20 protein-coding genes are annotated in these 18,237 nt (G+C 70.6%); 7 read left to right on the top strand and 13 right to left on the bottom strand.

The window, feature by feature from the left end; genetic code table 11:
* Positions 1-112: 112 nt before the first annotated feature.
* Positions 113-958, bottom strand: coding sequence for a molybdenum cofactor guanylyltransferase (locus tag ACIBQ1_RS61280; RefSeq protein WP_397292736.1), 846 nt, complete (start codon positions 956-958; stop codon positions 113-115).
* A gap of 18 nt (positions 959-976) precedes the next feature.
* Between ACIBQ1_RS61280 and ACIBQ1_RS61275 the strand changes: the two genes are divergently transcribed.
* Genes ACIBQ1_RS61275 through ACIBQ1_RS61265 form a run of 3 tightly spaced genes read left to right on the top strand, consistent with a single transcriptional unit; the run spans position 977 to position 4,763 of the window.
* Positions 977-1,165 (top strand): hypothetical protein, encoded by a 189-nt coding sequence (locus ACIBQ1_RS61275; protein WP_397292735.1) that lies wholly within the window; start codon positions 977-979, stop codon positions 1,163-1,165.
* 5 nt (positions 1,166-1,170) lie between these two features.
* On the top strand, positions 1,171-1,986 hold the full coding sequence (locus ACIBQ1_RS61270; protein ID WP_397292733.1) for an FAD binding domain-containing protein: 816 nt from the start codon (positions 1,171-1,173) through the stop codon (positions 1,984-1,986).
* Complete coding sequence (locus tag ACIBQ1_RS61265; protein ID WP_397292731.1) at positions 1,983-4,763, top strand: molybdopterin-dependent oxidoreductase; 2,781 nt, start codon at positions 1,983-1,985, stop codon at positions 4,761-4,763. Before ACIBQ1_RS61270 ends, ACIBQ1_RS61265 begins: the two co-directional genes overlap by 4 nt.
* A 63-nt stretch (positions 4,764-4,826) precedes the next feature.
* Here the strand turns inward: ACIBQ1_RS61265 and ACIBQ1_RS61260 are convergent, their stop codons facing one another.
* From ACIBQ1_RS61260 to ACIBQ1_RS61240, 5 genes are all read right to left on the bottom strand, one after another.
* On the bottom strand, positions 4,827-6,212 hold the full coding sequence (locus tag ACIBQ1_RS61260) for a nucleobase:cation symporter-2 family protein (protein WP_397292730.1): 1,386 nt from the start codon (positions 6,210-6,212) through the stop codon (positions 4,827-4,829).
* Positions 6,213-6,902: 690 nt separating this feature from the next.
* Complete coding sequence (locus tag ACIBQ1_RS61255; RefSeq protein ID WP_397292728.1) at positions 6,903-7,514, bottom strand: maleylpyruvate isomerase family mycothiol-dependent enzyme; 612 nt, start codon at positions 7,512-7,514, stop codon at positions 6,903-6,905.
* 46 nt (positions 7,515-7,560) lie between these two features.
* Positions 7,561-7,683: an SDR family oxidoreductase gene (locus tag ACIBQ1_RS61250; RefSeq protein WP_397292726.1), complete on the bottom strand. Its 123-nt coding sequence runs from the start codon at positions 7,681-7,683 to the stop codon at positions 7,561-7,563.
* Positions 7,684-7,773: 90 nt separating this feature from the next.
* Positions 7,774-8,967: a cytochrome P450 gene (locus ACIBQ1_RS61245; protein WP_397292724.1), complete on the bottom strand. Its 1,194-nt coding sequence runs from the start codon at positions 8,965-8,967 to the stop codon at positions 7,774-7,776.
* 88 nt (positions 8,968-9,055) lie between these two features.
* Positions 9,056-9,241, bottom strand: coding sequence for a hypothetical protein (locus tag ACIBQ1_RS61240; protein ID WP_397292723.1), 186 nt, complete (start codon positions 9,239-9,241; stop codon positions 9,056-9,058).
* Positions 9,242-9,323: 82 nt separating this feature from the next.
* Here ACIBQ1_RS61240 and ACIBQ1_RS61235 point away from each other — a divergent pair, with 82 nt between their 5' ends.
* Entirely contained in the window at positions 9,324-9,959 is a 636-nt protein-coding gene (locus ACIBQ1_RS61235; protein ID WP_397292721.1) for a TetR/AcrR family transcriptional regulator, read from the top strand.
* 149 nt (positions 9,960-10,108) lie between these two features.
* Here the strand turns inward: ACIBQ1_RS61235 and ACIBQ1_RS61230 are convergent, their stop codons facing one another.
* Positions 10,109-10,738 carry a TetR/AcrR family transcriptional regulator gene (locus tag ACIBQ1_RS61230; RefSeq protein ID WP_397292720.1) on the bottom strand — a complete coding sequence of 210 codons (630 nt, stop codon included), beginning with the start codon at positions 10,736-10,738 and terminating at the stop codon, positions 10,109-10,111.
* An 82-nt stretch (positions 10,739-10,820) separates the two neighbouring features.
* Here ACIBQ1_RS61230 and ACIBQ1_RS61225 point away from each other — a divergent pair, with 82 nt between their 5' ends.
* Entirely contained in the window at positions 10,821-11,795 is a 975-nt protein-coding gene (locus ACIBQ1_RS61225) for an aldo/keto reductase (protein WP_397292719.1), read from the top strand.
* Positions 11,796-11,894: 99 nt separating this feature from the next.
* On the opposite strand, the gene ACIBQ1_RS61220 is transcribed toward ACIBQ1_RS61225, so the two are convergent.
* Both ACIBQ1_RS61220 and ACIBQ1_RS61215 read right to left on the bottom strand, forming a co-directional pair.
* Positions 11,895-13,100 (bottom strand): cytochrome P450, encoded by a 1,206-nt coding sequence (locus ACIBQ1_RS61220; protein ID WP_397292717.1) that lies wholly within the window; start codon positions 13,098-13,100, stop codon positions 11,895-11,897.
* A gap of 96 nt (positions 13,101-13,196) precedes the next feature.
* Entirely contained in the window at positions 13,197-13,394 is a 198-nt protein-coding gene (locus ACIBQ1_RS61215) for a ferredoxin (RefSeq protein ID WP_397292715.1), read from the bottom strand.
* Between the two features lie 104 nt (positions 13,395-13,498).
* Between ACIBQ1_RS61215 and ACIBQ1_RS61210 the strand changes: the two genes are divergently transcribed.
* On the top strand, positions 13,499-14,128 hold the full coding sequence (locus ACIBQ1_RS61210) for a TetR/AcrR family transcriptional regulator (protein WP_397292714.1): 630 nt from the start codon (positions 13,499-13,501) through the stop codon (positions 14,126-14,128).
* Between the two features lie 12 nt (positions 14,129-14,140).
* On the top strand, positions 14,141-15,115 hold the full coding sequence (locus ACIBQ1_RS61205; RefSeq protein ID WP_397292737.1) for an LLM class flavin-dependent oxidoreductase: 975 nt from the start codon (positions 14,141-14,143) through the stop codon (positions 15,113-15,115).
* Between the two features lie 207 nt (positions 15,116-15,322).
* Here ACIBQ1_RS61205 and ACIBQ1_RS61200 read toward each other — a convergent pair whose 3' ends face one another.
* Genes ACIBQ1_RS61200 through ACIBQ1_RS61185 form a run of 4 tightly spaced genes read right to left on the bottom strand, consistent with a single transcriptional unit; the run spans position 15,323 to position 18,045 of the window.
* Positions 15,323-15,469, bottom strand: coding sequence for a hypothetical protein (locus tag ACIBQ1_RS61200; RefSeq protein ID WP_397292713.1), 147 nt, complete (start codon positions 15,467-15,469; stop codon positions 15,323-15,325).
* Positions 15,470-15,497: 28 nt separating this feature from the next.
* Entirely contained in the window at positions 15,498-16,217 is a 720-nt protein-coding gene (locus ACIBQ1_RS61195; RefSeq protein WP_397292711.1) for an ABC transporter ATP-binding protein, read from the bottom strand.
* The gene (locus ACIBQ1_RS61190; protein WP_397292710.1) at positions 16,193-16,339 is read right to left on the bottom strand and encodes a hypothetical protein; all 147 of its coding nucleotides are present in this window, start codon (positions 16,337-16,339) and stop codon (positions 16,193-16,195) included. Before ACIBQ1_RS61190 ends, ACIBQ1_RS61195 begins: the two co-directional genes overlap by 25 nt.
* A gap of 41 nt (positions 16,340-16,380) precedes the next feature.
* A complete protein-coding gene (locus ACIBQ1_RS61185) occupies positions 16,381-18,045 on the bottom strand; it encodes an IS1182 family transposase (protein WP_397292709.1) in 1,665 nt (554 codons plus the stop codon).
* Between the last annotated feature and the right edge of the window lie 192 nt (positions 18,046-18,237).

Here is an 18,237-nt window from a genome sequence, read left to right as displayed (position 1 = left end):
CCATGACGGGCCGGGGCCTGCTACCGGGCGCTCCGATGCTTACCCGGACGGGACTTTCACCCGCAGGCCTGGACCAGCTTCCAGGACGCAACATGTACCCGACCCTACGACCTCAGCCGCCGGCGTCCGCGGACAGGAAGGCGACAGTGTCCCCGGTCACCAGAGGCAGCAACTCGTCCCGGGTGACCTGATCTCCGTTCAGCGCGGCCACCACGTGACGGTCCAGGGCCAGCCCGACCGCGGCGGCCGCAGCCCCCAGCGTGGCGGCCCGGACACCGCGCGGCCGGTGGCCGCCGTTCCTCGCCAGCGCGCCGAAACACTCGACCACGACCTCCGGCGGCAGCCGGTCCCTGGCCGCCGCGTAGTCCTCCGGGGAGTTGACGTTCACCACGGATTCCAGCGCCGGGTCGTGCCGTGCGAGCTCAATGTCGGCCAGCAACTCCTCATCGGTCAGTTGAGCCACCGGGCAGTGCTTGAAGAGCATGCCCGGCCGCAGGTCGCCTTCGGCCAGGAGATTCGCGATCAGCCCGGCCAGGACGGTTCGGTAGGCGGCGGCCAGGGGTTGCCGGAAACCGCGCGCCACCGGCAGCGCGACATCGGTGCCCGGGCTCATCCCGCGCAGCACTCGACGCACGAAAGCCGGATGGAGGAACGGCAGATCGGTGGAGCACACGAATGCGGTCTCGGCCCGGTCGGCCACGGCCGCGAGCCCCACGGCCAGGCCCTGCATGGGGCCCAGTCCTTCAACGGGGTCCTCGACCACCGAGACCCCCGTGGGAAGCGGCGGGAGCTCCTGCCCGGGCGCGGCCACCACGACGACCGGACCGTCGACCGTCCTGGCGAGGACCGAGGTGGCCCGGTAGAGCAATGTCGAACCGTGCCATTCCAGCCAGGCTTTCGGTTGTCCCATCCGGGTGGAGCGCCCACCCGCGAGCACGACGCCCGCAGCAGTCTGCATGTCCGCATGGTAGGCCACATGTGGATCGCGCTCACCGGGGGCCGCATGGCAAGCCGGCTCGGCATCTCGCATCCACCAGGCGCCCGCGAGTCATCGCATCGGGACGAGGAATCCCTCTTGGTCGATCCTCCAGGGATCGTCCAGGAAGAGGCCGGCGATTTCGTGCGTGAACCAGTCGTCCGGGCCCTGGCGACATTGCTTCACTGACGGCCATGGACCTGAACACGGTCATCGAGATACGGGACGCCCGGCACCCGGCACCCTGGCGGCCGGGCGACGCCTGGCTGGCCGGCGGCACGTACCTGTTCTCCGAGCCGCAGCCGCACCTGCGGCGCCTGGTGGACCTGGGCCGGACCGGCTGGACACCTGTGGCACTCGGCCCGGACGGCTCGCTGGAGATCGCCGCCACCTGTACCATCGCCCAGTTGTCCAGGTTCGCGAAGGACCTGGCGGCCGAGGCGGCGCCGCTGTTCGAGCAGTGCTGCAGGGCCTTCCTCGCCTCGTTCAAGATCTGGAACGTGGCCACCGTCGGCGGGAACCTCTGCACCGCGCTCCCGGCCGGCCCGATGATCTCCCTCACGGCCGCCCTCGACGGCGAGTGCCTGCTGATCTCCCAGGACGGCGTGCGGCGCCGGACGCGTGTCGCCGACTTCGTGACCGGCGCGGGCCGCCAGGTCCTGGCCGAAGGCGAACTGCTGCGCTCGATCACCCTGCCCGCCCGCGCGCTGGCCGGCCGTACGGCGTTCCGGCAGGCGTCGCTGTACGGGCAGGGCCGCTCCGGGGTGCTGGTCATCGGCACGTGGGAGCCGCTCGACGGCTCCTGGGCCCTGACCGTCACCGCCTCGACAGTGCGACCGATCCGGCTGCGATTCTCTGGGCCGCCGGCGGCCGAGGCCCTGCGGGAGGCACTGGACTCTGCGGTCGCCGACGACGAGTGGTTCGACGACCTCCACGGGCTGCCCGAGTGGCGGCGGCACATGACGTTCCGGTTCGCGGAGGAGATCCGCCGGGGGCTGACCGCACGATGAGCTTCGGGATCGAGGTCAACGGCCTGCCCTTCGCGCAGGAGCCCCGCCCCGGCCAGTGCCTGCGTACCTACCTGCGCGAGCGCGGCTGGTTCGGCGTGAAGAAGGGCTGCGACGCCGGCGACTGCGGTGCCTGCACGGTCCACGTGGACGGCGAACCCGTGCACAGTTGCCTCTACCCCGCCTTCCGCGCCGACGGCCGCGCCGTCACCACGGTCGAGGGCCTGGCCTCGCCGGACGGCGAACTCCACCCCGTACAGCAGCGCTTCCTGGACGCGCAGGGCTTCCAGTGCGGCTTCTGCACGGCCGGGTTCCTGATGACGACGGCAGTCCTGGACGAGGAGCAGCTGGCCGATCTGCCACGGGCGTTCAAAGGAAACCTGTGCCGGTGCACGGGCTACCGGGCCATCGAGGACGCGGTTCGGGGCGTGCGCCACGTCGAGGCCCCCGGCGCCGGCGAGTCGGTGGGCCGCAACCTGCCCGCCCCGGCCGGTCCCCAGATCGTCACCGGCACCGCCCGCTACACCTTCGACCTCGACGTGCCCGACCTGCTGCACATGAAGCTGCTGCGCTCCCCGCACGCCCACGCCCGCATCGTCTCGATCGACACCTCGGCGGCCCTGCGCGTGCCCGGCGTCCACGCCGTGTTCACCCATCACGATGCGCCGGAACGGCTCTTCTCCACCGCCCGCCACGAACGCCCGGAGGAGGACCCGGACGACACCCGCGTCCTCGACGACACCGTCCGCTACGTCGGCCAGCGCGTCGCCGCCGTCGTCGCCGACAGCGAGGCCGCCGCCGAGGAGGGCTGCCGGCGCGTCGAGGTGACGTACGAGGTGTTGCCCGCCGTCCTGGACCCCGAGGAGGCGATGCGCCCCGGCGCGCCCGTCGTCCACGACAAGGACCCGCGGACGTGCCGGATCGCCCGCCCCGAGGCCAACGTCGTGGGTGCGGCGCACGGCGAGATCGGCGACGTGGAGAAGGGCTTCGCCGAGGCGGACGCCGTGTACGAGGAGACCTTCCGCACCCAGCGCGTGCAGCACGCCAGCCTGGAGACGCACGGAGCCGTCGCCTGGATCGACGAGGACGGCCGGCTGACCGTTCGCACCAGCTCCCAGACCCCGTTCCTCACCCGCCGCGCCCTGTGCGCCCTGTACGACCTGCCCCTGGAGCAGGTACGGGTCGTCACCGGCCGGGTCGGCGGCGGCTTCGGCGGCAAGCAGGAGATGCTCGTCGAGGACATCGTGACCCTCGCCGTGCTGCGGCTGCGCCGCCCCGTGAAGCTGGAGTACACCCGCGCCGAGCAGTTCCACGGCGCGACCACCCGGCACCCCTTCACCGTCCGCGTGAAGGTGGGCGCCCGCCGCGACGGCACGCTCACCGCGCTGCGGCTGCGGATCGTGTCCAACACGGGCGCCTACGGCAACCATGGCCCGGCCGTGATGTTCCACAGCATCAGCGAGTCCACGGCCGTCTACCGGGCACCGCACAAGAAGGTCGACGCCTACTCCGTCTACACCCATACCGTTCCCGCGGGCGCCTTCCGCGGCTACGGGCTCGGCCAGGTGATGTTCGCCGTCGAGTCCGCCCTCGACGAGCTCGCCCGCCGGCTCGGCCTGGATCCCCTGGAGTTCAAGGCACGGAACATCATCGGCCCGGACGAGGCCATGCTCACCCCGGGCGGTCACGAGGAGGACCTGCACCTCGCCGGCTACGGCCTCGACCAGTGTCTGAGCATCGTGCGCCGCGCCCGGACCGAACCGGGCGCCGAACCGGGCGCGGAATCGAGCGCCGAGCCGGGCGCCGAACCGCTGCCGGAGGGCTGGCTGGTGGGCGAGGGCGCCGCCCTGGCGATGATCGCGACCAGCCCGCCCGGCGGGCACTTCGCCGACGTCAAGGCCGCGCTGCTGCCCGACGGCACCTTCGACCTTGCCGTCGGCACCGCCGAATTCGGCAACGGCACCACGACCGTGCACAAACAGATCGCCGCAGGAGAGCTGGCGACCACCGTCGACCGGATCGGCATCCGCCAGTCCGACACCGACCTCGTACGCCACGACACCGGGGCCTTCGGCTCGACCGGCATCGTCGTCGCGGGCAAGGCTACGCTGCGCGCCTCCCGTGCCCTGGCCGACCTGCTGCTGGACTTCGCCGCCGCCCACCTGGCGGTGCCGCGAGCCGGCTGCCGGCTCGCGGAGGAGGCGGTGCTCCACCCCGCTGGACGCCTGCCGCTGAAGGAGTTGTACGAAGCCGCCCGGGCGGCGGGGGTCGAGTTCGTCGCCGACGGCCACTTCGGCGGCACTCCCCGCTCGGTCGCCTTCAACGCGCAGTGGTTCAAGGTGGCCGTCGCCCCGGACACCGGCGAGATCCGCATCTTGCGCAGCGTGCACGCCGCCGACGCGGGCCAGGTCATGAACCCGATGCAGTGCCGGGGCCAGGTCGAGGGCGGCGTCGCGCAGGCGCTCGGCGCCACCCTCTTCGAGAACGTGCGCATCGACGAGCGCGGCGCCGTGGAAACGGCCGACTTCCGCCGCTACCGGCTCCCCCAGTACGCCGACATCCCGCGCACCGAGGTCCACTTCATGGAGACCACGGACGCCATCGGCCCGCTGGGCGCCAAGTCGATGAGCGAGAGCCCCTTCAATCCGGTCGCCCCCGCCCTCGCCAACGCCCTGCGGGACGCGACGGGCGTGCGCTTCACCGAACTGCCGCTGACCCGCGACCGGGTGTGGCTGGCCCTGCGCGACGCGGGCGCAGCGCTGCCGCGACCCGGACGGTAGGGCCCTGGGACGCTGGTCCGGGTCGCGGCGCATCCCCATCGCGACGGCCGGTTCTCCGCGAGATCACGGCGTGTCCGCCACGGGGAGCGCGGCGCCCTTCTCCACGGCGGCTTCGGCCGTCCTCCGTCTCGGCGTGTGGTTGAACAGCAGGTTCAGCAGGAAGACGGCCGCGGTCGCGCTGGTGATGGCACTGCCGCCGACGATCTGTACCCAGGTCGGGAAGGCGTGGTAGATCGACGGCGCCATGACGGGCAGCATGCCGACGCCGATGGAGACGGCGACGATCAGCAGGTTGTTCGTGCCCTCGAACTTCACCTTGCGCAGGGTGTCGATGCCCACCGCGGTGACCGTGGCGAACATGACCAGCCCGGCCGCGCCCACCACCGGACCGGGCAGCGCGGCGACGACCTCACCCAGCTTGGGCACCAGCCCGAGCAGCAGGAGGATGCCTCCGGCGACGGCCGCGACGTACCGGCTGCGGACCTTGGTCATGCCGACGAGGCCGACATTCTGGGCGAACACGGTGTCCACGAAACCGTTCATGACGCCGCCGAGCACCCCGGACATGCCGTCACCGGCCAGGCCGCGGGCCAGGTCGCGGTTGGAGAGCGGGCGGCCGGTCATCTCGCCCACCGCGAGCATGTCGGCGGTGGACTCGGTGAACGTCACCAGCATCACCACGCACATGGACACCACGGCGGCGATGGGGAACTGCGGAGCACCGAAGTGGAAGGGCGCGGCGACACCGAGCCAGTCGGCAGCGCCGACCCCGGAGAAGTCCGTCAACCCCATCGGAACGGCGACCAGGGTGCCACCGACCAGACCCAGCAGCACGCCCACCTGAGACAGGAACCCGCTGGTGAAGCGGCTGACGAGCACGATGAACAGCACGATGCCGGCGGCCAGGGCCAGGTGCGAGGGCCGCGCGTAGTCCTTGGCGGTGGGGTCCTGGCCCGCGATCAGCCCGGCCGCCACGCCGATCAGGGAGAGCCCGATGACCGTGATGACCGTGCCGCTGACCAGAGGCGGGAAGAAACGTACCGCCCGGGCGAAGGGCACCGCCACCAGCAGCCCGAAGACACCGGCGGCGATCATCGACCCGTACACCGCCTGCATGCCGTACTCGCTCGCGATGAGGATCATCGGAGTCACGGCGGTGAAGGTGGCACCCGCGACGACCGGCAGCCGCACGCCCAGCACCTTGCCGACGCCGAGCGCCTGAATCAGCGTGACCAGGCCGGCCACCAGCAGGTCGGCGTTGATCAGCAGGCCGATGGTGGCGGTGTCCAGCTTGGCCGCGGACCCGAAGACGAGGGGGACGGTGACACAGCCCGTGTACATGACCAGCACGTGCTGGAGACCGAGCATCCCCAGCCGAGCGGGTGGCAGGGCCTGGTCGACGGGATGCCGGGCGGATTCGGGTGCGGACGGAGGAAGGGCCTGCGACATGGAGCCTCCGAGGCGGAGCGGGGAAGGGCGGAGGAGAGCTGAGACGGCCGGACGCGGGGTCGGCGGGCGTCGGGATCACAAGCGGTCGGGCAGCGGGTCGAGGGCCTCAACGCGAGGCACGCTCGGGTGCGAGACGCTCACCGGCGTGTGACGCACCGTGCGCGACACGCCCCCGCGTCCATGCCGACTGGTGGACCCGGCACCGGAGATCGGCGAGAGGCCCGCGTTCGAGACTCACCGCACTCCTCCCCGGCGTTCTGATTTGTGCGTGCTTGGCAGGAACAGTGACAGACATCCATGACGCGGGAATTCCGCCGGTGTTAACAGCACGTCCTTCGCCGCCGCGGAGACCTTGGTCACGGACGCTCTCTTTCCGTTACGAGTTCGCCTTTGTTGAAGTCCCCGAGCAACGCATCGCGAAAACCGAACCAAGGGAAGAGTCTGACCGGCCTGCGCCGCACCGCGCGCACCCGACCGTGCTCCGCGGTCGGCGATTTACGCGCCGACGACTCGATGTGATGTCCGGCGAATGCCTGGTGAATGCCCTGGGACACGCATGGCCGACAATGCGGAATTTGCATGAGCAGAGCAACGCATCGGCAGGATCGCATTCGCGAAGGACCGCATGACGGGTAATTCTCGCGTCAGCCCGAACGTTTGCCGGCGTCGCGGGTGCCCCGCCGTCCGGAGTCAGACGGCGGTGTGCGCGTCTCGGAGCGCGGCGACGGCGTCGGCGTCGCCTTCGAGAGTGACCTGGGCCGCGTCGCGGCGCCCGCTGAGATACAGCAGCAACTCGGTCGGTTCACCGCTGAGCACGGCGCCTCCGGCCGCACCGAACTGACGCGGCCTGCCCTCGGGCCGGCGCAGCTCCAAGCCGTACGGACGGATCTGGCGGGCGGCCCGCCGGCCGGTGAAGCCGGTCATCCGCCAGGCGACCCGGTCGAGGTCGGGACGGTCGATCCGCCGGCCTCGGCCGTTGGCTCGCCGAACGTCTTCGTGGTGGATGAAGTACTCGACGCCGTTCATCAGCGCGCGGATCCCGGGCAGGCGCCACGGGACCAGAGGGGCACCACCGCGCAGTCGATCGATCAGGGCCGCGAGGCCCTTGGCCTTCTCGATCGCCATTCGTTCGTCGGTCCATCGCGCGAAGTGCTCGCGCAGCACCAGGTGCGCGGCCAGGTCGAGCGTGCTCCAACCCGCGCACAGCGTCGGGGCGTCCGGCCCGAGCTCGGCCAGAAGATCGCACAATTCCAGGCGCTCCCGCAGGTCGAGAGGCAATCCCCGCTCGCGCGCAGCACTCATCGCGTTTCTCCCTCCATATCGATGCGTCCGCCGGTCGGCGGGTTGCTCACACGTAGTAGCCGCCATTGACACCGATGGCCTGGCCGGTGATGTAGCCGGCCTCGTCGGAGCAGAGAATCGCGCATGCCGCCGCGACCTCCTCGACCGTCCCCGGCCGCCGGACGGGCATGCGAAGCGGCGGGCGATGGCGAGCCCCATGCCGGACGCGGCACCGGTGAGCACGGCCACCCGGCTGTCGTCCAGGTCGCTCATGGTGGCGTCACCAACCGACCGGCAGTTCGTGGAGGCCGTAGGTGGCCATCTCGTTCCGGAACTTCAACCGCTCGATCGGTACGGCCGGCTTCAGTCCCGGCAGCCGGCGCAGCAGTGCGGGCAACGCGATTTCCAGCTCCACGCGCGCGAGTGACTGTCCGAGGCATTGGTGAACACCGTAGCCGAAGGCGAGGTGCCCGCGGGCGTTGCGGGCGATGTCGAAACGGTCGGGATCGGTGAAGAACGCCGCGTCCCGGTTGCCCGCGGACAGGTTCATGACCACCTGCTCGCCGGCCCGGATCAGTTGCCCGCCGATGGTGAGATCCTCAAGCGCCACCCGCACGATCATGTCCTGGACGATGGTCAGGTAACGCAGCAGTTCTTCGACCGCGTTCGCGATCACGACCGGGTCCTCGGCGTCGCGGATCCGGGCCAGTGTCTCGGGGTTCCGCAGGAGGGTGAGGGTCGACAGGCTGATCATGTTGGCCGTGGTCTCGTGCCCGGCGATCAGCAGGACGATCCCGTTCATCGCCGCTGTTTCGCGGCTGATCTCGCCGGTGGTGACCCGTTCGGCGATCAGCCTGCTGAGGAGGTCGTCCCCCCGCTCACGCTCCTTGCGCGCCACCAGTTCGAGCAGGTAGAGGAAGAGCGCCGCGCTGGCCGCTTCCTTCTCCTCCGCCGAGGCGTTGACGTTGACCACGACCGCGCTGTGTCTCTGGAAGAGTTCGTGGTCGGTGTAGGGGACTCCGAGCAGCAGCGAGATCACCAGCGACGGGACGGGCAGCGCGTACTCGGTGACGAGGTCCGCCGGCTGCCCCTTGCTGATCATCTTGTCGAGGATGTCGTTCACCATCTCCTGGATGTGCGGGCGCATCGCCTGCACCCGCTTGACGGTGAAATCCTTGGTCAGCATCCGGCGCAGGCGGGCATGCTCCGGATCGTCCATCTTCGGGAAGGCCGTCGGCCGGTCGCCGGACTCCATGGTCTCCGTGCTGATCCGCGGATCGCTCAGGACGGCCCGGATGTCCTCGAACCGGCTTGCCGCCCAGACCTGGGTGCCGTGCCAGTCCACTCGCCGCAAGCCGTCCTGCTCGCGCCAGTCCCGGTACTCCGGGGGCGGATCGAACGGGCAGCGGGCCTCGCGCATGCCGGGGAAGGCCGGAAGAGCGGTCTTGTCGCCGGCATGGGTCTGCGTGCTCATGGTTGCTCCCTTGAGGTGTCGTTCCGGATGTTGTCCACACCGCACGCGGCGGAGTGCTGCTGGTTCTGCTCGGTCGGGGGTGCGGCGGTCAGGCGGCCGCCGTGCCTGTGACGGTCTCGTCACATTCGGCACCGGCCGCGATGAGGGCCCGCCGGGTCCCCGGCGGCAGGCCGACCGCGAGCGCTGCGGTCAACCGGTCCCGGCCGCGGCAGGTGACGGGGAAGCGTTCGCGTGCCACGTCGCCGACCTGCACCTTCATCCCGGCCTCACCCACGTTTTCGATAGTTCGCCTATCAATTGTTGACCTCAAGCTACCACAACCGATAGTTCAACTATCAATTTGTTATGCTGATCCGGTGAAGAACGACGCTCCGCGACAGTTGCGTGCCGATGCGGCACGCAACTCCGAACGGATCCTGCGAGCCGCGCGAGAGACCTTCGCCGTCAGTGGCCCCGGCGCGCCGTTGGAGGAGATCGCCCAACGGGCCGGGGTGGGCATCGCGACGCTCTACCGCCGCTTTCCCGAGAGAGAGGAGCTCATCCGGGCGGCCATCGACCAGATCATGGCGGAGATGATCTCCCCGGCCACCGAGCAGGCACTCGGCGACGAGAACCCCAGACGCGGGCTGGTCACCCTGCTGGAGGCCGCGATGTCCGTGGCGGCCCGCGAGAGAAACACCCTGGCTGCCGCGAAGGACATCCGCGCCATCACCGCGGAGGTGGCCGACCGGTTCTTCGAGTCGCTGACCCTGCTCACGCGGAGGGGCCAGCAGGCAGGCCTGATCCGTGCCGATCTCCTGCCCGACGACCTGCGCACGATCGTGGGGATGCTCATCGGCGCGCTGTGGACGACCGACCCCGACAGCGACGGCTGGCGGCGCTACGTCACGCTCCTGCTCGACGCCCTGTCCCCGAGCGCGGCCAGCCCGCTGCCGTCCGCGGCGCCGCTGAGGCCGAAGCCGGACCACTGGCCCGTCCCGGCGGACGATTAGGACTCACCGTCCGCACGGGCAGCGCACCCCTGACGGCGTTGCCGTGCCGCGCCGGCCGGCGGCGTGCGAGGAGTTCAGCGCACCCGAAGCTGCGGCGCCACGGGTCACGCCCAGGAGGGACTCGCCCGAGGGGCCGTCCGGCGCGCTGATCAGGAGTCTTCGCGCAGGCGCAGCAGGTGCCCGGTGATATGGTCCCTGGCCGCGGCGACGGCGCGGGCCGCGTGATCCTCGACACCTCGCGGCGGGCGGCCGACCTTCAACAGGAGGGTGGCGTAGCCGTGCGTGGTGGACAGGTGCACGTAGACGAAATCGGCGGTGTCGGCCCAGGAGGCGTCCTGGGGCAGGACGTCCGAGGCCAGGGCCATGAGGGCGGCCGTGAAGCGGCGGGTCTCTTCCTGGATGGCCTGGCGGTGGGGCTCGGCGAAGTCGTAGGAGTAGAGAAGCTCCAGGCCGGTGCGGTGGCCCAGCACGTAGCGGGTGTAAGCGCCCGCGGTGGCGGCGAGGCGGTCCACCGGATCGGGCCCGGCCCCCTCGGCCGCCTCCATGAGAACGTCGGTGATGGTGCCGATGATGTCGGCCGCGCAGGCCGCCAGCAGGGAATCCCGATCGGGGAAGTGACGGTACGGCGCCGCCGATGACACGCCTGCACGCGCCGCGACCTTTGCCACGGAAAAGCCCGCGACCCCCGTCTCGGCCAGGAGCGCCAGACCCTCACGGATCAGCTCAGCCCGCAGGTCGCCGTGGTGGTAGCCGCGCTTCGGCGTTGTGGATCTGCTCACGGCGACCGATTCTCCCTCCATTTCAATGTTAGAGTACTCTTACTTAATGTTAGAGCACTCTCACATGCAGGAGCGGAGCAGCATGAAGCAGCGAACCCTCGGACAGCAGGGGCTGACGGTGTCGGCGCTGGGCTATGGCGCGATGGGCATCTCGATGGCGTACGGGCCCTCGGCCGACACCGACGGAATCACGACCGTCCGCCGCGCCCACGAGCTGGGCGTGACGTTCTTCGACACGGCCGAGCTCTACGGCCAGGGCGAGAACGAGCGCATCGTCGGCGCCGCGCTCGCGCCGGTGCGTGACGAGGTCGTCATCGCCACCAAGTTCGGCTTCGACTTCACCGGCACCCGCGAGGGCGGGGTCGACAGCCGCCCCGAGCACATCCGCGAGGTCGTGGACAACAGCCTGCGTTACCTCGGCGTCGACGTCATCGACGTGCTCTACCAGCACCGCGTCGACCCCAACGTGCCGATCGAGGACGTCGCGGGCACGGTCAAGGAGTTCATCGACGCCGGCAAGGTCCGCTACTTCGGGCTGAGCGAGGCAGGCGAGAACACCATCCGCCGCGCACACGCCGTCCAGCCCGTCTCGGTCCTGCAGACCGAATATTCCCTGTTCGAGCGGGACGTCGAGGTCCTCTTCCCTGTCCTGCGCGAGCTCGGGATCGGGTTCGTCCCTTACTCGCCGCTCGGCCGGGGCTTCCTCACCGACCAGGCCAAGCCCGGCGCCGAGTACGACCGAACTGACATGCGCAGCTGGGACGCCCGCTTCCAGCCCGGCAACTACGAAAAGAACCTGGAGGCCACCCGCCGCCTCGCCGACCTGGCCGCCGCCAAGGACGCCACCGTCGCCCAGTTCGCCCTGGCCTGGCTCCTGGCGCAAGGCGACGACATCGTCCCCATCCCCGGCACCCGCAGCGTCCAGCGGCTGGCGGAGAACACCGCCGCCGCCGACCTGGTCCTCGACGACACCGACCTGAAGCTCATCGCCGAGATCCTGCCGACCGGCGGCTTCGGCGCCCGCTACCCCGAGCAGTTCCTCCCCGCCTGGGACTGACCCCGTCCCGGCGCATACCCCGGCTCCGGGGCTCGAGTTGACGCGTGCCGGCGGCGGTGACGATGGCGGCCCGGCCGTCGAATCGACGGTCTGTCCTGGCTACTCCCAGGTGACCGGCAGTTCGTGGACGCCGTAGATGCTCATGTCGCCTCGGAACCGGATCTCCTCCAGTGGCACGGCCGCCCGCAGGTTCGGCAGGCGGCGCAGCAGCGTGGGCAGCGCGATCTCCAGCTCGGCGCGGGCGAGCGTCTGGCCCAGGCACTGGTGCACGCCGTGGCCGAAGGCCATGTGCCCGCGCGCGTTTCGGTCGATGTCGAGGGTGTCGGGGTCGTCGAGGAAGGCCGGATCGCGGTTGGCGGCGGGCAGGTTCATGATCAGCCCTTCGCCCGCACGGACGAGCGTGCCGCCGATCTCGACGTCCTCTTTCGCCACCCGGGCGACGAGACTGTGCACGATCGTCAGGTAGCGCAGCAGCTCCTCGACCGCAGCGGAGACCACCGCGGGGTCGTCGGTGTCGCGGAGGCGGGCCAGGGTGCCGGGGTTCTCCAGCAGGGCCAGGGTGCCGAGGCCGATCATGTTGGCGGTGGTCTCGTGGCCGGCGCTGAGCAGGATGAAGCTGTTCATCGCGATGGTCTCGCGGGTCAGCTCCCCGGTCGGGAGGTACTCCTGGATCAGGCGGCTGATCAGGGCGTCGTCCGGTTCGGCTTCCTTGCGGGCCACCAGCTCGTACAGGTAGCCGAAGATCTTCCCGCCGGCCTGCTGCTTGTCCTCCTCGGTGGCGGTGCGGCTCATCAGGACACCGGTGATCTCCTGGAAGAAGCCGTGGTCGGCGTACGGCACGCCGAGCAGCAGGGAGATCACCAAAGACGGGATGGGCAGCGCGTAGCCCTGGACCAGATCGGCCGGGCCGCCGCCGGCGACCATCCGGTCGATGAACTCGTTCGCCATCTTCTCGATCTCGGGTCGCAGGGCGTTGACCCGCTTGACCGTGAAGTCCTTGGTGAGCATCCGCCGCAGCACGGCGTGCTCGGGATCGTCCATGCGGGGAAAGACCTTGGGCATGGTGTCGCCGTGATGTTCGCCATCGGCCTGCTGCGCGGCGACCTCCGCGCTGATCCGCGGGTCGGTCATGGCCGCCTTGATGTCCTCGTGGCGGCTCACCGCCCAGACCGGGTGGCCCTGCCAGTTCACCCGCCGCAACCCGCCCGTCGTACGCCACTCCTGGTACTCCGGGGCGGGGTCGAACGGACAGCCAGGGGCGCGGTCACCCGGGAAGGCCGGGAGTTCGGTGTCAGGGGTGGTCATGGAATCCTCCTGGAGGGTCAGGCAGCGGTGAGGGCGGCGCGCCAGGCGCGCAGGACTTCGGGAGACTTGCCGGCGGACCGACGATCACCACCCGGTTCATGACTCGGCCAGGTGGATGGCCGCGGCGGGGCAGACCATGGCCGCTTCGCGGACGGCGTCGTGAAGCTCCGGCGCAGGTGTCTCGTCGAGGAGGACCACGACGCCGTCCTCCTCACGCTGATCGAAGACCTCCGGCGCAAGCAACACACACTGACCCGCGGCAACGCATTTGTCGGCCTCGACGCCCACCTTCATCGGATCTCCCTCGCTCGACAAGATCTTGCACGTGACTGCAAATAACCTTGAAGCGAAAGCTAGCACAAAACTTGCACTCGACTGCAGGTTGCTAATCTGTTGCGATGGCCACCGACACCGAGCGCCCGTTGCGCGCCGACGCCGCACGCAACGCCGAGCGCATCGTGCGCACCGCACGCGCAGCCTTTGCAGACCTCGGCCCGGATGCGCCGCTCGAAGAGATCGCCCGCCGCGCCGACGTCCGCATCAGAACGCTGTACAACCACTTCCCCAGCAAGGCCGACCTGGTCCGGGCCGCCCTCGACCAGAGCATCAACGAACACCTCGCACCCGCCGCCGAACGCGCGCTCACCGACGACGACCCGCTGCGCGGGCTCCTCAGCCTGATCGAAGCCGCCATGAGCCTGGCCGCACGCGAACTGAACACCCTGGCCGCCGCCCGCAACGCCGGCACCCTGACCGCGGAGGTCTACACCCCCTTCTACGAGACACTTACGCTGCTCGCCCAACGCGCGCAAGACGCCGGCCTGATCCGCGCCGACCTCGTCCCCGACGACCTGCCCCGGATCATGGCCATGCTGACCAGCACCCTGTGGACCATGGACCCCGGCACCGACGGCTGGCGCCGCTACCTGGCACTCATGCTCGAAGGTCTCGCGCCCGCCGCGACGAACCCCCTGCCGTCGCCGGTCACCCTGCTGAAGGGGCAACGGCCGGGCGACTGGTCACTCTGAGACCACAACAGCCTGGAGACCCTCAGCGCCCACGCCAAGGCCCTTGAGGAGCACGGCTGGAGCGGGGCGCTGGTCGGCACCGGCTGGGGACGGCCCGACACCTTCACGGTCGCCACCGCGCTGGCCGCGCGGACGACGACGTTCCAGCCGCTGATCGCGGCCCGGCCCGGCTACTGGCATCCGGCCAACTTCGCCTCCGCCACCGCCACTCTGGACCACCTCACCGGCGGCCGGGTGCTGATCAACATCGTGTCGGGCAAGGACAACCTGGCGGCGTACGGCGACAGCGAAGGCGACCAGGCAGACCGCTACGCCCGCACCAGGGAGTTCATCCAGATCGTGCGCAGACTGTGGACCGAGGAGAACGTCACCCACCACGGCGAGCACTTCAGCGTCACCGGCTCCACCGTGGTGCCGCGCACGGTCGTCCGGGGCGACCGCCGGCACCCCCGGCTCTACTTCGGCGGCGCCTCCGAGGCCGCCGAGCAGGTGGCCGCCACCGAGGCCGACGTCCAGCTCTTCTGGGGCGAGCCGCTCGACGGCATCGCCGCCCGGATCGAGCGGCTCACGCACCTCAGCGAGAAGCTCGGACGCGAGCACCCGCCGCTGGAGTTCGGGCTGCGGATCACCACTCTGGTGCGGGACACCACCGAACAGGCGTGGGCAGACGCCGAGGCCAAGGTCGAGGAGATGGCGAAAGGCGCCATCAGGCGCGACCCGAACCGGCACGCCGCCGTCGGCCAGCAGCGCCTGCTCGACCTGGCCGCGCGGGGAGAGGTGCTCGACGGCAACCTCTACACCGCGCCCGGCAAGTTCGGGGGCGGCGGCGCGGGCACCACCTGGCTGGTCGGCTCGGCCGAGGACGTGGCCAAGTCGCTGCGCGACTATCAGGCCCTCGGCATCACCCACTTCGTCCTCTCCGACACCCCCTACCTGCCCGAGATCAAGCGCCAGGGCGACCAGCTCCTGCCGCTGCTGCGCGGATGAGCACCGGCGGTGATTCCCCCGCGAGCGCTCCGGCGGCCCGGTCGGCACCCGGCCGCCGGGGGCAGCGTGGGTCGCTCCAGCGACTTGGCGTTCATCCGCTCGCGGGTGACGGTGGTCAGCGTCTCGAAGGGCTCACCGCCCGCCGAGCGGGCGACCACGACGGCGTACCAGCTACCACGGCGCGACGGGCGGCATCTGTGCCACCGCTCACGATGACCACCAGCGCCACAGGGACCGCCGCGATGCGGAGTTCCGCGGCTCCTGCTCGGGCTCGGCCTCGTCGTCCGGCAGGTCGTACCAGTGCGTGTCCCCCGGGAGGTCCGTGCGGACGGACAGGTCGCGGTCCTCGTTCATGCCGGTAATGTACGGTCCGGCGCCACCGCTAGCAACTTTTCCTACTGACTTTACCGGAATATCCCTCGGTGACGCCGAGCGCCCGCAACAGCTCGGTTCGGATCTCGGCAGTGCTCCGGCCGTCATCCAGCCGCTGCTCAGCCGCGATCCTGCCGTGGTCGAGCACGAGGACGCGGTCGGCCAGCGCGACGGCCTCGTCCACGTCGTGGGTGACCAGCAGCACGGCGGGCCGGTGTTCCTCGTACAGGCGGCGCAGCAGGCCGTGCATCTTGAGCCTGGTCAGGGCGTCGAGCGCGCCGAACGGCTCGTCGGCGAGCAGCAGCCGGGGCTCGCGGACGAGTGATCGCGCCAGCGCCACGCGCTGCTGCTCGCCGCCGGACAGCTCATTGGGCCAGGCGCGTTCCCGCCCGGCCAGGCCCACCTCCGCCAGGCTCTCCCGGCCTCGCTCCACGGCGCCGTCGAGACCGAGGATCACGTTGTCGAGCACCCGCTGCCAGGGCAGCAGCCTGGCGTCCTGGAACACCATCGACACCTGCGCAGGCACCTCGACGAGGCCGTCCCCGGCGGCGTCTCCCTCCACCCCCGCCAGGGCCCGAAGCAACGTGCTCTTGCCGGACCCGCTCTGCCCGAGCAGGGCCACGAACTCCCCTGGCGCGATCTCCAGGTCCAGGCCGTCCAGAACCGCGCGATCACCGTAAACGCGGGTCAGGCCCTTCACGCGGATCAGCCCGCCAACGTCCGTCGCCACGACAGCGCCCTCCTTTCCACGAGCCGCACCCCGGCGTCGGAGAAGAGGCCGAGCAGGCCGTACAGGACGATGCCGACGAGGATCACGTCGGTCTGCCCGTACGTGCGGGCCAGGTCCATCATTTGACGCGCTCCCCGGCGTGAACGACCCCGTTGGGGATCTCTCATCTCGCGCGTCGGTGGAGTAATCGGGATAAATGGGTTCTTCGTGTTGGCTCAGGTGGAATGCCGTGTTCCCAGGCGTGGATGCGGATGAGGTTGATGGCCGCAGCGGCCAGGCAGTGGCCCAGGTGGGTGCGTTGCAGCCCCCGGTAGCGGCTGCGGCGCAGGCCGGTGCGGGAGGTCAGTTGGTGGACGGTGGACTCGATGCCGGCGCGGGGCCGATAGCGGTGTCGCCAGGCGGGGGTCTCCTGCTCGCGGCGGCGCTGCTGGAGGGCGGCCCGCTGGCGCGGGTGGCGCAGGGTCAGCGCCCGTCCCCATTGCGGGTTGTCGGCCGTGGTGCAACGCTGCCGCAGCGGGCAGGCGCGGCAGCCGGCAGCGGCGAAGCGTACCTGGATGATGGGGACGCCCTTGGCCGAGTGGGCCGGGACCCAGGAGATGCTGGTGTGCCCGCCGGGGCACAGGGCGGTGCGCGCCTCGTCGTCGATGAGGAAGTCCTCGTGGGTGAAGCGGCCGTCAGCCGCGGCCGCGGTGATGGGGCGGGCGGGGCCGATGAGGACGACGCCGCGGGTGTCGGCGACCTCGACCAGGGCCGCCGCGGTGATGTAGCCGCTGTCGAGCAGGTGCTCGGCGGGCAGCAGGCCGCGCCGCTCAAGGCGCTGGTGGATGCCGGGCAGCGCGGCGCTGTCGTCGCCGTCGGCGGCGGTGCCGGTGGCCACGTCGGTGATCAGGCGGGGTGCGTCCGCCTCGCAGGTCTCGGTCACGTGCAGGGTGTAGCCGGTCCAGCCCTGTCCGCGCTTGGTCCCGTAGCGGGCCTCCAGGTCGTGCGGGCTGGCCGCGCGCTGCGCTGCGGGTGGCACCTGCGCGCCTTCGCGGGGCCGCACGCCGTGCTCGTCGCGCAGGTACTGCTCATCCCAGCAGCGGCGCAGCGCCGCCAGGGCGGGGATCAGGGGCAGCCATGCCGGCGTCTGGACATCGTCGACCTTCTCCAGCAGGAAGAAGCCGTCCTCGCCCACCTGCCGCAGCCACCTCTCGCGATCGGCGCCGGGCAGTTCCCCGTGCCAGGAGTCGATCCGTTCACCGTACCGGCGCAGCCACTGCTGCTCCTGCCCGGCCAGCACCTCTTCCAGCCAGGACGGGTGCGCCACGGCCAGCGCCTCCAGCGCCGTGCGCAACACCTCGCCGACGAACTCCATCCGGTTGAGCAGCCGCACATCGGCCAGAATCTTGGTGGAATCGGTCCGCTGCCGCCCGCGTGAGCGCAGCAGCCCGCGAGTAGCGGCCACCTCCAGCACCGCCTCGAAGATCTTCTCCTCCAGGCCGTGCTCGGCCAGCCGGGCGCGGAAGTCGCTGAGCACGCTGTGATCGAACCCCGGATCGGTCAGCTCCAGCCCCAGCAAGTACTTCCAGTCCATCCGGGCTTGCACCGCCTCAGCCGCCTGCCTGTCGGAGAGGTTGTCGGCGTACTGCAACACCGACACCGCCGCCAGCGCGCCCGGCGAGATAGCCGGGCGCCCGTTGGCTGGGAACGCTTCGGCGAGCAACTCGTCTGAGAACACCTCGCCCAGCGCATCCCGCAGCCACACCGCCAGGCTGCCCTTGGGGAAGGCCGCCGCAACCACCTGGGCGGTCAACTCGGGCACCTGTCGCCCATGTCGCTTCTCCAGCATCCCCGTCTCCCTCACCCGCGCGCCAAAATCTCACCATCAGTGTCGTTCTGGTAGCTCAATGAACACAATGGTCGTGATGAGAGATCCCCAACGGGGTCGTGAACGCCGGGGATTCAGCCTGTGCCGTGTGGTGTCACGCGGCACTTCTGTGGCTTCCTGTTTCATCGACCGTGCCCCCGCGCTCGCCCCGAG

The organism is Nonomuraea sp. NPDC050153, assembly GCF_044460125.1.
Lineage (GTDB): Bacteria > Actinomycetota > Actinomycetes > Streptosporangiales > Streptosporangiaceae > Nonomuraea.
The sequence above is the reverse complement of the archived record's forward strand: the minus strand, read 5'-3'. Positions and strand labels throughout refer to the sequence as shown.

Bases quoted from the DNA above. Each gene is read 5' to 3' on its own strand.
- ACIBQ1_RS61280 (WP_397292736.1), bottom strand. From the start codon at position 958: ATGCAGACTGCTGCGGGCGTCGTGCTCGCGGGTGGGCGCTCCACCCGG.
- ACIBQ1_RS61275 (WP_397292735.1), top strand. From the start codon at position 977: ATGTGGATCGCGCTCACCGGGGGCCGCATGGCAAGCCGGCTCGGCATC.
- ACIBQ1_RS61270 (WP_397292733.1), top strand. From the start codon at position 1,171: ATGGACCTGAACACGGTCATCGAGATACGGGACGCCCGGCACCCGGCA.
- ACIBQ1_RS61265 (WP_397292731.1), top strand. From the start codon at position 1,983: ATGAGCTTCGGGATCGAGGTCAACGGCCTGCCCTTCGCGCAGGAGCCC.
- ACIBQ1_RS61260 (WP_397292730.1), bottom strand. From the start codon at position 6,212: ATGTCGCAGGCCCTTCCTCCGTCCGCACCCGAATCCGCCCGGCATCCC.
- ACIBQ1_RS61255 (WP_397292728.1), bottom strand. From the start codon at position 7,514: ATGAGTGCTGCGCGCGAGCGGGGATTGCCTCTCGACCTGCGGGAGCGC.
- ACIBQ1_RS61250 (WP_397292726.1), bottom strand. From the start codon at position 7,683: ATGCCCGTCCGGCGGCCGGGGACGGTCGAGGAGGTCGCGGCGGCATGC.
- ACIBQ1_RS61245 (WP_397292724.1), bottom strand. From the start codon at position 8,967: ATGAGCACGCAGACCCATGCCGGCGACAAGACCGCTCTTCCGGCCTTC.
- ACIBQ1_RS61225 (WP_397292719.1), top strand. From the start codon at position 10,821: ATGAAGCAGCGAACCCTCGGACAGCAGGGGCTGACGGTGTCGGCGCTG.
- ACIBQ1_RS61220 (WP_397292717.1), bottom strand. From the start codon at position 13,100: ATGACCACCCCTGACACCGAACTCCCGGCCTTCCCGGGTGACCGCGCC.
- ACIBQ1_RS61215 (WP_397292715.1), bottom strand. From the start codon at position 13,394: ATGAAGGTGGGCGTCGAGGCCGACAAATGCGTTGCCGCGGGTCAGTGT.
- ACIBQ1_RS61210 (WP_397292714.1), top strand. From the start codon at position 13,499: ATGGCCACCGACACCGAGCGCCCGTTGCGCGCCGACGCCGCACGCAAC.
- ACIBQ1_RS61200 (WP_397292713.1), bottom strand. From the start codon at position 15,469: ATGAACGAGGACCGCGACCTGTCCGTCCGCACGGACCTCCCGGGGGAC.
- ACIBQ1_RS61190 (WP_397292710.1), bottom strand. From the start codon at position 16,339: ATGATGGACCTGGCCCGCACGTACGGGCAGACCGACGTGATCCTCGTC.
- ACIBQ1_RS61185 (WP_397292709.1), bottom strand. From the start codon at position 18,045: ATGCTGGAGAAGCGACATGGGCGACAGGTGCCCGAGTTGACCGCCCAG.